The 15057-nt window shown below is 73.6% G+C and carries 12 protein-coding genes; 3 read left to right on the forward strand and 9 right to left on the reverse strand.

Annotated features, from left to right (window positions below; genetic code table 11):
* Window positions 1-46: 46 nt before the first annotated feature.
* From ACFP3U_RS29530 to ACFP3U_RS29545, 4 genes are all read right to left on the reverse strand, one after another.
* Window positions 47-787 carry a glycosyltransferase gene (locus tag ACFP3U_RS29530; protein ID WP_380228768.1) on the reverse strand — a complete coding sequence of 247 codons (741 nt, stop codon included), beginning with the start codon at window positions 785-787 and terminating at the stop codon, window positions 47-49.
* Window positions 784-1797, reverse strand: a complete 1014-nt coding sequence (locus ACFP3U_RS29535) for a 3-oxoacyl-ACP synthase III family protein (protein ID WP_380228769.1) — start codon at window positions 1795-1797, stop codon at window positions 784-786. The genes ACFP3U_RS29530 and ACFP3U_RS29535 overlap by 4 nt, the downstream gene beginning before the upstream one ends.
* A gap of 81 nt (window positions 1798-1878) precedes the next feature.
* A complete protein-coding gene (locus tag ACFP3U_RS29540; RefSeq protein ID WP_380228770.1) occupies window positions 1879-3474 on the reverse strand; it encodes a flotillin family protein in 1596 nt (531 codons plus the stop codon).
* 194 nt (window positions 3475-3668) lie between these two features.
* On the reverse strand, window positions 3669-3875 hold the full coding sequence (locus ACFP3U_RS29545) for a hypothetical protein (protein ID WP_380228771.1): 207 nt from the start codon (window positions 3873-3875) through the stop codon (window positions 3669-3671).
* Window positions 3876-4178: 303 nt separating this feature from the next.
* Between ACFP3U_RS29545 and thiC the strand changes: the two genes are divergently transcribed.
* Complete coding sequence (gene thiC / locus ACFP3U_RS29550; RefSeq protein WP_380228772.1) at window positions 4179-6011, forward strand: phosphomethylpyrimidine synthase ThiC; 1833 nt, start codon at window positions 4179-4181, stop codon at window positions 6009-6011.
* A 133-nt stretch (window positions 6012-6144) separates the two neighbouring features.
* On the opposite strand, the gene ACFP3U_RS29555 is transcribed toward thiC, so the two are convergent.
* From ACFP3U_RS29555 to ACFP3U_RS29575, 5 genes are all read right to left on the reverse strand, one after another.
* Entirely contained in the window at window positions 6145-7539 is a 1395-nt protein-coding gene (locus tag ACFP3U_RS29555) for an LPXTG cell wall anchor domain-containing protein (RefSeq protein WP_380228773.1), read from the reverse strand.
* Between the two features lie 269 nt (window positions 7540-7808).
* Window positions 7809-8201, reverse strand: coding sequence for a VOC family protein (locus ACFP3U_RS29560; RefSeq protein ID WP_380228774.1), 393 nt, complete (start codon window positions 8199-8201; stop codon window positions 7809-7811).
* Window positions 8202-8290: 89 nt separating this feature from the next.
* Window positions 8291-8968 carry a hypothetical protein gene (locus tag ACFP3U_RS29565; protein ID WP_380228775.1) on the reverse strand — a complete coding sequence of 226 codons (678 nt, stop codon included), beginning with the start codon at window positions 8966-8968 and terminating at the stop codon, window positions 8291-8293.
* Between the two features lie 303 nt (window positions 8969-9271).
* The gene (locus ACFP3U_RS29570; protein WP_380228776.1) at window positions 9272-10525 is read right to left on the reverse strand and encodes a metallophosphoesterase; all 1254 of its coding nucleotides are present in this window, start codon (window positions 10523-10525) and stop codon (window positions 9272-9274) included.
* A gap of 147 nt (window positions 10526-10672) precedes the next feature.
* Window positions 10673-11830, reverse strand: coding sequence for a LacI family DNA-binding transcriptional regulator (locus ACFP3U_RS29575; RefSeq protein ID WP_380228777.1), 1158 nt, complete (start codon window positions 11828-11830; stop codon window positions 10673-10675).
* Window positions 11831-12163: 333 nt separating this feature from the next.
* Here ACFP3U_RS29575 and hisC point away from each other — a divergent pair, with 333 nt between their 5' ends.
* Window positions 12164-13234: a histidinol-phosphate transaminase gene (gene hisC / locus ACFP3U_RS29580; RefSeq protein ID WP_380228778.1), complete on the forward strand. Its 1071-nt coding sequence runs from the start codon at window positions 12164-12166 to the stop codon at window positions 13232-13234.
* Between the two features lie 357 nt (window positions 13235-13591).
* The coding region (locus ACFP3U_RS29585; RefSeq protein WP_380228779.1) for an efflux RND transporter periplasmic adaptor subunit at window positions 13592-15057 on the forward strand (1466 nt) is incomplete at its 3' end.

Raw genomic sequence — 15057 nt, forward strand, 5'->3', positions numbered from 1 at the left:
GAGCCTGGTGGTCCGGTGGAGGTCAGCGGTCAGCGGTCAGCGGGGGTCAGCGGACGTCGACGGCGCGCGCGCCGGCCCCGCGGTCCAGGTACCAGCGGGCGGTGCCGACCACCCCGTAGGCGCGGATCCGGCGGGTGGAGTTCTGCACCACCATGTCGCGGCGGTGCACGATCGCCGTGGTGTGCCGGCGGACGCGGTTGATGAACAGCCGGTCGGTGGGCGAGGGCCGGCGCGGCATGCCGCCGACCGCCCGGTACAGCTCGGCGGTGATCGCCATGTTGTTGCCCGCGTGCATCCGGTACGGCGTCAGGTAGCCGTGCCGGCGCCGGTGCGCGGGCCGGATCCGGCCGAAGAACGCGCCGAGCGCGACCAGGACCAGGAAGACGGCTCGCCCGACCGGTCCGTGCTCGTCCCGGCGGGCGGTGACCCGGCCGCAGACCAGTCCGCCGCAGTCGAGCAGGGCGGCCCGGGCGGCGGCCGTCCAGCCGGGGGCGGGCAGGCAGTCGGCGTCGGTGCGGGCGAGCAGGGTGGCGCCCCGGGCGGCGGCGTGCCGGAACGCGGTGTCGACCGCGGAGCCGACGCCCTTCTCCGGCTCGACCAGCACCTCGACGGGGAACGGCGCCCGCTCGGCGAAGGCGCGGACGGCGGCGACGGTGCCGTCGGTGGAGCCGTTGTCCGCGACCAGCAGGGTGAACTCCCGGTCCCGCTGGGCGGCGAGGGCGTTCAGGGTGCCGGTGATCCGGGCCTCCTCCTGGTAGGCGGGGACGATCACCCACAGCGCGGTCACGACGCCTCCCAGACCATCGTCATCAGGCTGACGCCGCCGCCGAGCCCGATCATCAGCACCTTGTCGCCCGATGCCAACTCATCGCGTATTCGGTCGAGTTGGACGCCTATCGTGGCGCTGGCGACATTGCCGAGCTCGGGCACGGTCACCACCAGCTTCTCCTCCGGCACCCCGGTGGCCTCGACGAACCGCTCCAGATAGGGGACGGTCACCTGGTGCACCAGCACCCGGGCGTAGTCGTCCCAGCCGAGGCCGGTGCGGGCGGCCACCCGGGTCAGGATGTCCAGGCCGATCTTCTCGAAGACGCCGCGCAACTCCGTGCCGCCGCCGCGGAAGTAGCTGTACTCGTCGCCGCGCGGGTGGCGCGAGCCGCCGCCCGGGATACCGCCGGTCTCCCAGTGCTGGGAGGCGGTCTCGGTCTCCACGTCGAGGATGCCGCCGCGCTCCACGGCCTCCACCACCACGGCCGCGCCCGCGTCGCCGAAGGTGTAGCCGGCGAAGCCCGCGCGGAACTGCTCCGCGCCGCTCGGATCCCGGCGCATCGCCCGGCTGGGCGTCTCCCCGGTGACCACCAGGGCCCGCCGGGCGCGGCCGGCCAGGATCATCGAGCGGGCCAGGTCGATCCCGTTGAGGAAGCTGTTGCAGGCGTTGCTGACGTCCAACGCGTGGGCACGGGAGCCGAGTTCGGCCTGGACCAGATGGGCGGTGGCGGGTTCGGCGACGTCCCGGGTGGCGGAGGCGAAGAGCAGCAGGTCCAGGTCGAGCGGGTCCAGCCCGCGGGCGGCCAGGGCGCGCCGGGCGGCGCCGAGCGCCAGGGTGGAGGCGTACTCGTCGTCGGCCGCGAAGTGCCGGGTGACGATGCCGGTGGCCTTCTCGAAGGTGCGCTCCGGCAGACGCAGTCGGCCGCCGGCGGTGATCTCGTCCTGGAGCTGCTGGGAGGTCAGTCGGCGGGCGGGGAGCTGGGCTCCGACGGCGGTGATGCCGATCCGCGCGGTGGCTGCTGGCTGCATGCCCCCATCGTCCTGCGGAGGCGGTGGCGCCCGCCTGAGTACGGGTACTCAGGCGGGCGCCACCGGGCTACCCAGACCGGGTCAGTCCTCCTCGCGCTCCGCGTCCGCCGGAGCTACCAGAGCCTCCGGGGCCTCCGCGTCCTCCGGGTCGTCCGCGCGGGTGCCGGGGAGGCGGCCGGCGGGCACCGCGTCCACCGGCACCCGGACGGCGATCCGCGCGGAGGCCGCCGGGGCGGCGTCGGCCCGGCCAGTACCCGCGGAGCCCGCGCCGGCCGCCGGCGCGGCGTCCGGGCCGACGGTGGACAGCAGCTGCCGGGCCAGCCCGAGCCCGGTGCCGCCCATCGCGAGCGCCTTGGCGAACATCTCGCCCATCCCGTCGGCCCCGTTGAGCAGCACCATGTGCTCGACGTTGCCGAAGGAGTCTGCGGCCGCCCGGACGATCTGCGGCCACTTCTCCGCCAACTCCTGGGCCACCACGGCGTCCTGGTTCTCGGCCAGGGCGTCCGCCCGGGCCTTGATGCCCTCCGCCCGGGCCAGCGCGATCGCCCGCGCCGCGGCGGCGTCGGCCAGACCGCGCGCCTCCACCGAGGACGCCTCCGCCCGCCCGGTGGCCGTGGTCGCCTCGGCCTCCGCCAGACCGCGCAGCCGGGTGGCCTCCGCGTCCGCCTCGGCCGCGATCCGCACCCGGCTGGCCTCGGCCGCCGCCGCCAGCTCGGTCTCCCGGGCCTGCGCCTGGGCGGCGGAGATCCGGGCGTCGCGGGCCGCCTCGGCGCTGGTGCGGGTGTCGTACGCGCGGGCGTCCGCGGGCTTGCGCACGTCGATCTGGAGCTGCTGCTCCTTGCGCTGCGCCTCCAGCTCGGCGACCCGGGTCTCCTCGACCACCACCTGCTGCCGGGAGGCGGCGTCGGCGAGCGGTCCGGCCTGCCGGGCGCGGGCGGTCGCGGTGTCCATCTCGGCCTGGTACGAGGACTGTTGGATCTCGCTGTTGCGGGTCGCCTCGGCCTTGCGGGCGGCGGCCTCCTGCTCGGCCTCGGTGGCCAGCCGGTCCGCCTCGGCCTGCGCGATCCGGGCGTCCCGCTGGACGGCGGCGGCGTGCGGGATGGCGAGGTTCTTGATGTAGCCGGTGGGGTCGATGATCTCCTGGATCTGCAGGGTGTCGATGATCAGCCCGAGCTTCTCCATCTCCAGCCCGGAGGCGGCCCGGGTCTCGCCGGTGAGCCGCTCGCGGTCGCGGATCATGTCCTCGACGGTGAGGCCGCCGACGATCGAGCGCAGGTGGCCGGCGAAGACGTTGTGGACGCGCTGGCTGATGAGTTTCTGCTGGTCCAGGAAGCGGCGGGCGGCGTTGGCGATCGAGACGTCGTCGTCGCCGACCTTGAAGATCACCACGCCCTTGACCCGGACCGGGATGCCCTGCGTGGTGACGCACTCGACGTTCAGTTCGGCCTCGTTGAGGTCCAGCGAGAGCCGCCGGACCCCCTGCAGGCCCGGTGTGACGAAGGTCCCCCGGCCGGTGACGATCCGGAAGCCCAGACCGTCGCCGACCCCCTCGGTGCGGTGGCGGGAACCGGAGATGATCAGTGCCTCGTTCGGCTCGGCCACCCGCCACATGAGTTTGAAGAGCGTGATCCCGACGATCAGTACCGCGGCGACCGCCCCGGCGATGATGTAGACCATGGTTCAACTCCCCCTTCCGGCGCAGGAGATGCGCCGAAACGGATTGTCCGCCCGGGTCGATCGCAGGGAAAGGGAGGTGACATGACGGGCCGTCACAAGGTCGTCACGGGACGGTCCGCGGACCGTCACGGGCGGCGCGGCCGGCGGCCCCGCCACGGGCTCGGCCGCAGGTCACAGGCGGCGCGCCCGGCCCGTCACGGACCGATCGGCGCCACGTACACCGTCCTCGGCGGTTGGTACTCGATCACCACCACCGGCGTCCCCACCACCAGCCGGTCCCCCGGAACGGCCAGGTAGGCGAGGAACGCCTCGGCGCCCTGACGCGCCGGGACGTGCACCATCACCTCGCCGACCAGCCCCGCGCCAACCGCCCCGGTCACCCGCCCCGTGCTCCCGACCACGCCGGCCTCCCTCGACCCGTCCGCTCCGCGTCCGCTCCGAGGCCAGTCTGCCCGGCCGGACGCCTCCGTGCCCGTCGTTCACCGTCCGGACCTCGCCGTTCTCCCGCGGGGACCCCCTCTGGACCTCCGGCGATCGGCTCGCTACGGTGTTGGACGTCATGCGCGGGCAACACCGCCTGCGGACGCGGGAGCTCGGAGCACCGGGCTGAGAGGGCGCTGAACGGTACGTCGAGGACGGACCGGAGGCTGCGTCGACCGCAGGAACCTGACCGGGTAATGCCGGCGTAGGGAGTTGAAGGTCGTATGACCACCTTTGAGGCACAGCCGCAGTCTGCCCAGTCGCCGTCCGACCGCAGCGGCGCCGTGACCAGCGCCGGCACCGGCTACCCCACCCCGGCCTGGCGCAAGGCCTACCGCGAAGGGTCCCGCCCCGACCTCCGCGTCCCGTACCGCGAGGTCGTGCTCACCAACGAGAAGACCGTCCCGCTGTACGACACCTCCGGTCCGTACACCGACCCGGCCTACGAGCCCGACGTCCGGCGCGGCCTGCCCGCGCTGCGCGACCCGTGGATCCGTCAGCGCGGCGACGTCGAGGAGTACGACGGCCGCGAGGCGCGCCCCGAGGACGACGGCATCAAGCACACCTCGCCGCGCGGCGGGAACCTGCGCAACCTCGACGCGGTCTTCCCCGGCCGTCCGCGCCGCCCGCTGCGCGGCCGCGGCGGCGTCGCGGTCACCCAACTCGCCTACGCCAAGCGCGGCGTGGTGACCCCCGAGATGGAGTTCGTCGCCCTGCGCGAGGGCCTGGCGCCCGAGTACGTCCGCGACGAGGTGGCCCGCGGCCGCGCCGTCATCCCGGTCAACGTGAACCACCCCGAGGTCGAGCCGGCGATCATCGGCACCAACTTCCTGGTGAAGATCAACGCCAACATCGGCAACTCCGCGGTCACCTCCTCGATCGAGGAGGAGGTGGAGAAGATGACCTGGGCCACCCGCTGGGGCGCCGACACCGTCATGGACCTCTCCACCGGCCGCAACATCCACACCACCCGCGAGTGGATCCTGCGCAACTCCCCCGTGCCGATCGGCACGGTGCCGCTCTACCAGGCGCTGGAGAAGGTCGACGGCCGGGCCGAGGACCTGAGCTGGGAGGTCTACCGCGACACCATCGTCGAGCAGTGCGAGCAGGGCGTCGACTACATGACCGTGCACGCTGGCGTGCTGCTGCGCTACGTGCCGCTGACCGCCCGCCGCAAGACCGGCATCGTCTCGCGCGGCGGCTCGATCATGGCCGCCTGGTGCCTGGCGCACCACCGGGAGAACTTCCTCTACACCAACTTCGAGGAGCTCTGCGACATCCTCGCGAGCTACGACGTCACCTTCTCGCTCGGTGACGGCCTGCGCCCCGGCTCGATCGCCGACGCCAACGACGAGGCGCAGTTCGCCGAGCTCCAGACCCTGGGCGAGCTGGGCCGGATCGCCCGCGCCAAGGACGTCCAGGTGATGATCGAGGGCCCGGGCCACGTCCCGATGAACAAGATCAGGGAGAACATGGATCTCCAGAAGGAGATCTGCGACGAGGCCCCCTTCTACACCCTGGGCCCGCTCACCACCGACGTCGCGCCCGGCTACGACCACATCACCTCGGGCATCGGCGCCGCGATGATCGCCTGGTGGGGCACCGCGATGCTCTGCTACGTCACGCCCAAGGAGCACCTGGGCCTGCCCAACCGGGACGACGTGAAGACCGGCGTCATCACCTACAAGATCGCCGCACACGCCGCCGACCTCGCCAAGGGCCACCCCGGCGCCCAGGACTGGGACGACGCCCTGTCCGACGCCCGCTTCGAGTTCCGCTGGGAGGACCAGTTCAACCTGGCCCTCGACCCCGAGACGGCCCGCGAGTTCCACGACGAGACCCTGCCCGCCGAGCCGGCCAAGACCGCCCACTTCTGCTCGATGTGCGGTCCGAAGTTCTGCTCGATGAAGATCTCCCAGAAGATCCGCGACGAACACGGCGACGGCTCCAGCGCCGTGGCCACCGAGTTCGACGCCGAGGCCCTGGCCGGCATGCAGGCCAAGTCCGCAGAGTTCGCCGCCCAGGGCAACCGGGTCTACCTCCCGCTGGCGGACTGAGCCCGTCCAGCGGAGCGGTGGGGTCGCCCCGCGACCCGTGGGGGGAGCCGCGGGTCGGCCCCGCCGTGGTCGGGGCCCGGAAACCGCAGGTGCCCCGGACGGCGGAGGCCGTCCGGGGCACCTGCGTGCCGGGTCAGTCCTGGGCCTGGGTGCGGCGGCGCTTGGCGTAGAAGACCGACCCGGCGCCGAGCAGCACCAGGGCGCCGGCGGTGCCGAACATGGCGCCGGAGTTGCCGGCCCCGGTCGAGGCGAGGGTGGTGCTGGTCGGGGCGGTGGCGTCGACGGCCTTGGTGGCGGTCGTGGTGGCGGCCTGGTTCCCGGAGTACGCCGCCGCGACGACCTTGGTGCCGGCGGGCACGGTCGCGGTCGGCGTGGTGGTCGGGGTGGTGACCGGGACGGCGGCCGGCGCGGTCGTCGGGGTCGCGACCGGGGTGGAGGTCGCCGTCGCGGTCGGCGTGGCGGTCGGGGCCGGGGTGGTCTCGGTCGGCGTCGGCTGGGGGGTGGGCGTGGCGCGGTAGGTGTCGACCTCGACCAGTTCCTTGCTGATGATGTCGATCGGCCCCTGGTCGGTGTCCGGCAGGAGCGACATCCAGGTGGAGAAAGAGGTCCCCGGTCCGGTCACGTCGCCGAGGGACAGCCGTGCCTTGTAGTGGTGGCTCTCGCCCTTGCCGAGACCACCGGCCACCGGCGGCAGCTGCCAGACGTTGCCCGAGCCCGGAACCGCGACCCAGGTGCCGTCCGGCTGCTGCACGTCCAGCTTGAGGGGGACGCGGGTGTCGGGGAACTTCAGCGTCGGGGTGATCGGAGCGGTGATCGCCGCCCCGTTGTTGGTCAGGACGAGGTCGGTCTCGAAGGGCTTCTTGAAGGAGACGGTGGTCCCGGAGGACGTGAACCGCTGGACCAGGGCCCCGGTGGGGGCGGCGATCGGCAGGTTGATCGGCGCGCTGTTGGTGCTGTTGTCCCGGTCGTTCTGCAGCGTGACCTTCACGGCGGTGTTGTCCGCGGGCAGGGCGGCCCGCACCTGGACGGTGACCGCCCAGCTGTAGGTGGTGTGGGCCGGGACGGTGAAGGTCCTGGACGTCATGCCGTTCTTGGGCAGGACGTAGCCCGTGAAGCCGTTGCTCCCGAAACCACGGAGGCCGTAGGTCTCCGGGCCCGAGATCTCCTTGGCGCTGAACTCGATCCAGTTCAAGCTGTTCGTGGGGGTGCCCACGGGGGCGACGGAGACCGTCGGGTGGTACTGCTGCTCCTCGTCGGAGTTGTTGGTGACGGTCAGCTTCATGGCCGCGCCCTCGCCACCGCGGGTGATCGGGGCCTGTCCCGGGGCCGTCTCCAGGGTGGCGGCCAGGGGCTTGGCGGCGTTCTCGTCCGCCTTCGCGGCCGGAGCGGCGGCGGCCGGGGCGACGGCGGCGGGCGGGGCGTCGGCCGCGAAGGCGGTCGCCGGGACGAGCATGGTGGTGCCGGTGGCGGCGATCAGGGTGGCCGTGGCGAGCAGGCGGGAACGGCGGGTCAGCGGGCGTGCGAACATGAGTGGGTACCCCCCCGGGTATCGAATGAGAGGCAGCCGCGCGCGGAGTTGGTCCGCTGTGATGTCGCGGGTGCGGCGGCTGCGATATGGAGATCCTCTCAGGAGATTCGTCCACTCACCATCACACGATCGTCACCACTCTGTAACGGGGCGCCAGGCCGCTCTTCGGGGTCCGTGGGGTGGGCCGGGCCGGAGCCCAGAACCCTTTGTTTCCGGTGGAGTTGGGCCCGGACCGCCGGACCACGCCGACCGGCGGTCCGGGGCCGTGGTCAGGCGGCGTCTTCGGGGTACCAGCGGAGTTCGACGGTGTTGCCGTCCGGGTCCTGGATGTAGATGGAGGTGGCGCTGCCGCGGGCGCCGTAGCGGGGGACGGGGCCCTCCAGGACGGTGAAGGTGCCGGCGTCGAGGACCTGCTGCCAGTCGAGGGGGTCGACGGTGAGGCAGATGTGGTCGACGTTGGACTCGTGGCGGGGGCGGACCGTCAGGTCGATGATCGTCTCGGGGGTGATCCGGAGCGAGGGGAACGGGGCCTTGCCGGCGCGCCACTCGTCGACCCGGACCGGTTCCAGGCCCAGCAGGCCGCCGTAGAACTCCAGTGAGCGCTCGATGTCGCTGACGTTGAGCACGAGGTGGTCGAAGGCCTTCACGCGGAGGGCGGTCATGGCGGCTCCAGTCGGGAGAGGTGTGGTCGGATTGCTCCTTCCACGATCCGTCAGGCGGCCGCTGTGATCAAGATGTGGTCGGGCGATGATCATTGACGTGGAGTGAGCGGAGGTGGCGCAGCCGCCGCCGTCAGGTGGGGGACGAGGGCCCGCTCGCGGAGGGCGCGCTGCCAGTCGCGGCGGGCGTCGTCGAGTTCGGCGGCGAGCTCCGGGTCGGTGCCGGGCGGGACGGGCACGACGGGCGGGGCGGAGCCGTCCCGCAGGGCGGTGAGGATCAGGCCGACGATGCCGACGGCCATCGCGGCCGCGCCGGCGGCGAGGGCGAGCCACCCGGCGGTGAGCAGCGAGTGGCCCAGGGCGAGGTCCGGGTCGGCGGCGCGCAGGGCGTAGCCGAGCAGCAGCAGGACCAGCGCGGCCGCCCAGGCGAGGATCGGGGTGAGCACGGTGAGCACCGGGATCAGTCCGGCGCCGCCGTTCGCCGAGCGCAGCTGGGTGAGCAGCGCGGGGGCGGTGGGCTCGCCCGGCAGGGCGGGGGCCGGCGGGGTGGTGCGCAGGTTCTCGCGCAGTCGCAGGTAGTGCTGGTACTCGGTGGCCGCCGGGGCGGCGACGGTGTCGGCCTCGGTGAGGGCGTGGGCGCGCAGGTCGTCGGGGGTGGGCGCGCCGGGGGCGCGCAGGACGGTGCGGAGGGTGTCGTCGCGCAGTGCTTCGTCGAGGAGGCGCTCGAAGTCCGGGCGGTCCTCGGCGAGCAGGTGCGGGGCGTCGTTCATGGGGACCCCGTTCAGGCAAAGCCCCGTACGCTCCGCCCACGGGTGCGGGGCGGGGGCGCGGGAGTCGGGCCGCCGGGAGGGGCGGCCGGGTGTGGTGTGCCCCCGATGGTAGGGGCGGGTACGGCTGGGTCAACAGTGACTTTGCGGAATTTCGCGCCCCGGGGTGCGCGTGCGCGACCGCCCGCGCGCCGGGAACGCGCGTTCGGTCGACGGTTCGTCACATGTGGTGAGCAACGCGCCGGTTCCGGGCGGCCGAAAGGGCCGGACCGCGCGCGGTCCGGCCCCGGTGGGGCGTGCGCCGGCTCAGATCGGCAGGCGGGAGACCAGCAGCCGGCCCTCCATGGTCACGCCGCCGTCCATGGCGACGGCCAGGTCGTCCGCGTAGACGTACGGGCCCGGGACGTGCGGCGGCATGCCGTCGTCGGCGTGCACCGCGCCGGTGAGGTACGGGATCGGGCTGTGCCCGTGCACGACGCGCGTGCCGCCGTAGGTGTCCAGCAGCTCGCGGACGGCCGTCGGGCCGGAGTCGCCGCGGAAGGCGAAGCGCTTGGTGAACCGGCGGAAGCAGTCCCACCACTCGTCGACGCCCTCGTCCGCGAGCAGGTCGTGGACGGCGTCGTTGACCTCGGGGATGGACTCGCCGTACTCCAGGTACGCCGTGGTGTCGGAGTGCAGCAGCAGGTGGCCGTCCTCCAGGGCGATCGCCGGGAGCCGGGAGAGCCAGCTGATGTGGTGCGCCTCCAGGCGGTCCAGGTCGTTCTGCTGTCCGCCGTTGAGCCGCCAGGCGGCGAGGAAGGAGGCGGTGCCGGCGGTGGACTGGACGGGCTCGTCGCCGTACCGGGAGGCGCCCAGGAAGAGCAGTTCGTGGTTGCCCATCAGGGCGCGGCAGTAGCCGCCGGCCGCGGCGGCCTCGGCGGCGAGCTGCATGACCAGGTCGATGACGCCGATGCCGTCCGGGCCGCGGTCGGTGAAGTCGCCGAGGAACCAGATCCGGGAGCGGCCGGCGGACCAGTGGCCGTCGGCGTCGATCAGGCCCTGGTGGCGCAGCTCGGTGCGGAGCTCGTCGAGGTAGCCGTGCACGTCGCCGACGACGTAGAGCGGGCCGGGCGGCTCGCCCGGGCCGGGCGCCGGGTACGGGTGGTAGGGCAGGCCGGGTTCGGCGAGCGGGGGGCCGAGCTCGATGGTCGGCGGGTCGTCGTTCTGCTGCCCGGGGCCGGGGTGGCCGCCCTGGGCGGGGGAGGGGCGGTCGGGCAGGGTGGGCTCGTAACCGGCGTGTGCGGTGTGCCCGTTGAGGCCGGGGTGGCCGCCGGGTGCGTCCTGCGCGCCGGGGGCGTGCACGGTGTGGCCCTGGTCCGGGCCGGTGGCCGGCCAGTGCTGTTCGAGGTAGCGGGCGCCGCCGTAGCCGCTGTAGGTCTCGGCCTCGTAGCCGGCCGGGGGGTAGCCCGCGGCGGCGTCCGGTTCGTAATAGGTGCCGTAGGGCAGCACGTCGAGGTCCGGCTGGTGGCGTGGGCCTGAGTCCGGGTGTTCAGGCCCGGGGAAGCGGTCCTCGGGTGTCATTCGCCCATCATAGGAAGACCACTCTCCCGGCGTCGTCACCTGGTGGGTATCCAATCCTCCGGAGCGTCAGTCGGGCGGTCCTTCAGGTCCGTTTTGTCCCGACTCGGCATGGTCCAGACCACGCCCGCGGGGGGCGCGGTCCGGGGATCACACCTCGCCCGGCGGGCGGGGCGGGCTGACCGTGGTGCGCGGGCTCCGTCGTTGCGAGGAGGCGCGGACGATGAGTTCGGTGGGCATCAGGGTGCCGGGCGGCGGGCCGGTGCCGGCGGTGCGGAAGCGCGGCGGGAAGAGCCGGGCGATGTCGACGCCGGTGCCGGAGTCCACTCCCTCGATGGCGTCGATCAGGAGGTTCACCACGGTGGTGCCGATCCGCCGCGGTTTGAGCGACAGGGTGGTGATCGGCGGCTCGGTGGTCGCGTACACGTCGCTCTCGCTGCAGCAGACCAGCAGCAGGTCGTCCGGCACCCGCATGCCGTAGCGGCGGGCGGCGGCGAGCAGGTCGGTGCCGTTGGGGTCGAAGAGGCCGTAGACGGCGTCCGGCCGGTCCGGGCGGGCCAGCAGCCGGTCGGCGGCGACGGCGCCGGCCGCCGGGTCGTGCGCGGGGTAGGTCTCGTAGACCGGCTCCTGGCCGACCTTGGCGCACCAGGCGAGGTAGGCCTCGGTGGAGAGCCGGGTGTAGGTGTCGGTGCTGGTGCCGGTGAGCAGGCCGATCCGGCGGGCGCCGGCCTCGGAGAGGTGGTCGAGGATGCCGAGCACGGCGGCCTCGTGGTCGTTGTCCACCCAGGCGGTGACCGGGCAGTTGCCCGGCTTGCCGTCGCTGACCACCGGGACCCCGGACCGGTACAGCTCGCTGACCAGCGGGTCCTGGTCGGGCGGGTCGATCACCACGGTGCCGTCCAGGGCGATGTTGCCCCAGACGTCGTGCCGGGAGGAGGCGGGCAGCACGACCAGGGCGTAGCCGCGGCCCAGGGCGGCGCTGGTGGCGGCCCGGGCCATCTCGGCGAAGTAGGCGAACTCGGTGAAGGTGAACGGCTCTTCGCCGTAGGTCGTGACGGTCAGGCCGATCAGGCCGGACCGTCCGGTGCGCAGGGTTCGGGCGGCCGCCGAGGGGCGGTAGCCGAGGCGCTCGGCGACTTCGCGCACCCGGCTTCTGGTCTCGTCGGGCAGGCGGCCCTTCCCGTTCAGCGCGTCGGAGACGGTGGTGATCGACACTCCGGCGGCTGCTGCCACATCCCGGATGCCGGCCCGCTCCAGACGCCGTGAGGTGGTGGGTCGCCGACCGCTCTGGTTGGCTGCTGCTGTCATGGCGGACCGATCGTATGGCTCCTGACAAGGGTCTGTGACCGGCGCATTGGGAGCCTGTGGAGATACGTTTCTCCATGAGTGAGCCCGCGTGCGCCCCTTCGATACCCGTTTGGAACCAGCCGCTTTACCTCTGACATGTGCCATTGGAACCCTGCAGAATGGCTGATCTGCGCCTGTAACCCGACCGGGCATCTCACCCCTTCGGGTGAGTGCGATCGGTATCGTTCAGGGCACCCGACCGGGGAGGAACCCGCGCGCGTTCCGACTGCCGGGCACGGCGGCGACCCCGGCCGTGACGGGCGAACGCAGCGGACAGACCGAAGGAGACCGACCGTGACCGCAGCACAGGGCCCCCGCCTCAGGCCGACCCTGGACGGCATCCCCACCTACAAGCCCGGCAAGCCGGCGGGCGCCGACGCGTACAAGCTGTCGTCCAACGAGAACCCGTACGAGCCGCTCCCGGGCGTGCTGGAGGCGGCGGTCGCGGCGGCCGGCAAGCTCAACCGCTACCCGGACCTGGCCGCCACCGAGCTGACCGCCGAGCTGGCCAAGCACTTCGACGTGCCGGCCGAGCACATCGCCACCGGCACCGGCTCGGTCGGCGTCGCCCAGTCGCTGATCCTCTCCACGGCCGGCCCGGGCGACGAGGTGATCTTCGCCTGGCGCTCCTTCGAGGCGTACCCGATCATCACCCAGATCGCCGGCGCGACCCCGGTCCCGGTGGCGCTCACCGCCGGCGGGGACCACGACCTGGACGCGATGCTCGCCGCGATCACCGAGCGGACCCGGCTGATCTTCGTCTGCAACCCCAACAACCCCACCGGCAACGTGATCCACCGCGCCGAGCTGGAGCGCTTCCTGGACGCCGTCCCGGCCGAGGTGCTGATCGTCGTCGACGAGGCGTACATCGAGTTCATCCGCGACCCCGAGGTGCCCAACGGCATAGACCTCTACCGGGACCGCCCGAACGTCTGCGTGCTGCGCACCTTCTCCAAGGCCTACGGCCTGGCCGGGATGCGGGTCGGCTTCGCGATCGCGCACGAGCCGGTGGCGGCCGCCCTGCGCAAGACGGCGGTGCCGTTCGGCGTCACCCAGCTCGCCCAGGACGCCGCCGTCGCCTCGCTGCGCGCCGAGGACGCCCTGATGGTCCGGGTGGACGCGCTGGTCGAGGAGCGGACCCGGGTGGTGGCCGGGCTGCGCGCCCAGGGCTGGGAGATCCCGGACTCGCAGGCCAACTTCGTCTGGCTGGAGCTGGGCGAGCGCTCGCAGGACTTCGCGGCCGCGTGCGCCGAGGCCGGCGTGATCGTCCGGCCGTTCCCGGAGGGCGTGCGGATCTCGATCGGCGAGGTCGAGGGCAACTCGATCTTCCTCGCGGTGGCGGAGGCGTTCCGCAAGGAGCTGTAGCCCCGTCGGTCGCGGCGGAGCGGGACGGGCCCGGAGCGGCCGCCCGCTCCGCCGCGGCGTTTTCGGGGCCTATGGACGGGGGCGGGGACGGGGGGCGGGGGCGTTTTCGGGGCCTTGGACGGGGCCGGGGGCGCGCCTTTGGCCAGGGCCGGGGGCGGGCCTGGCGGTGGGGCCGGTGGACCGGGAGTGCCTGGGGATCCCTGGGAGGTGGCTGGGAGATCGGTCAACGGCTCGCCCGCCGCCCGCCAAGCCGGCCCCCGCGGCGGGCGGTGCGCGGCAAATGTCCGGTTCGGCCGGTCAGCCTTCTCCCAGGCGGCGCCCAGGACGGTGCAAGAGCGCCCCGGGAAGCTGTCCGCCATGAAGGTGTTCCCCCGACGGCGAGGTGCCGTCCTCGTCAACTCCGTGCTCGGCGTGGCCCTGCTCGGTGCCGCCGCCCTGGCGTACACCGTGCTGGACGACGGCCCCAGCACGACGACGGCCAGAGCCCCGGTCCGTACGGCGACCGTGACCAAGGGCACGGTCCTGGCCACGGTGTCCGGAACCGGCACCCTGACCTCGCCCACCGACGCCGCCCAGGACTTCACCACCGGAGGGCGGCTCACCGCCGTCCTGGTCGGAGTCGGCGACCAGGTGGCCAAGGGGCAGGTGCTCGCCACCGTCGACACCACCGCGGCCCAGCAGCAGGTGGACGCCGCGCAGGCCGCGCTGAACACCGCCACCGTCAACCTGGCCAAGGCCCGCGCCGGCGTCACCACGACGACCGTCCAGCAGCTGCCGGCCAAGGCCAACGGCTCGTCGGGCTCATCGGGTTCGTCGGGCGGCGGTACGTCCGGCGGGTCCGGCGGGTCCGGCGCGGGCGGCCGCGGGTCGGGCGGGAGCGGCGCGTCCGCCCCGCAGGCCGACCCCTCCGGCGCGAGCCCCTCCGCGCAGGCCACCGTCCAGGCGCCGCCGGCCGCCCTCCCGGAACCGCAGACCACCACCATCAGCACCACCAAGGTGGACGACGCGGCGGTCGCCCAGGCCGAGCAGCAGCTCGACGCCGCGCAGACCGCCCTCGCCAACGCCCGGACGGCGCTGGCCGGGACGAAGCTCACCGCCTCGGTGGACGGCACGGTCGCCTCGGTGGCGGCCAAGGTCGGTGACACGGTCGGCGCGCCGGGCGGCGGCTCCACCTCCACCGCCGCCAAGTCGGCCACCGGCTCGGCCGCCGCCCCCAGCGGCTTCATCGTGCTGACCAACCCGACCGGGATGCAGGTCACCGCGAACTTCTCCGAGCTGGACTCGCTCAAGCTCAAGAAGGGCGAGGCGGCCACCGTCAGCCTGAACGCGCAGTCGGACAGTAAGTTCAACGCCTCGGTGCTGTCGGTCAGCCCGCTGCCGGTGAGCGGCTCCGGCGGCGGCGCGGCCGCCGTGCAGTACTCGGCGACGCTCCAGATCAGCGGGGACACCGGCAAGCTGCGGACCGGCCTCAGCGCGACCGTCTCGGTGGTCACCGGCGAGGCGGACAACGCCCTCTCGCTGCCCACCGCGGCGCTCTCCGGCACCGGTACGAGCCGGACCGCGACCGTGCTCCACCAGGACGGCGGCACCGAACGGGTCACCGTCGGGGTCGGCGTCGAGGGCGACACCACCGTGCAGGTGACCTCCGGGCTGAACGCGGGCGACAAGGTCGAGCTGCCCTCCACCAGCGGGTCCAACGGCTTCCCCAACGGCTCCTTCCCCGGCGCGAACGGCGGCCAGGGCGGCCGCGGCGGCGGCGGCGGTGCGGGCGGCGCGGGCGTGGCCGGCGGTGGCGGCGGTGGCGGCGGTGGCGGCGGTGGCGG

The sequence above is a fragment of the Kitasatospora misakiensis genome (assembly GCF_042656005.1).
Classification (GTDB): domain Bacteria; phylum Actinomycetota; class Actinomycetes; order Streptomycetales; family Streptomycetaceae; genus Kitasatospora; species Kitasatospora misakiensis.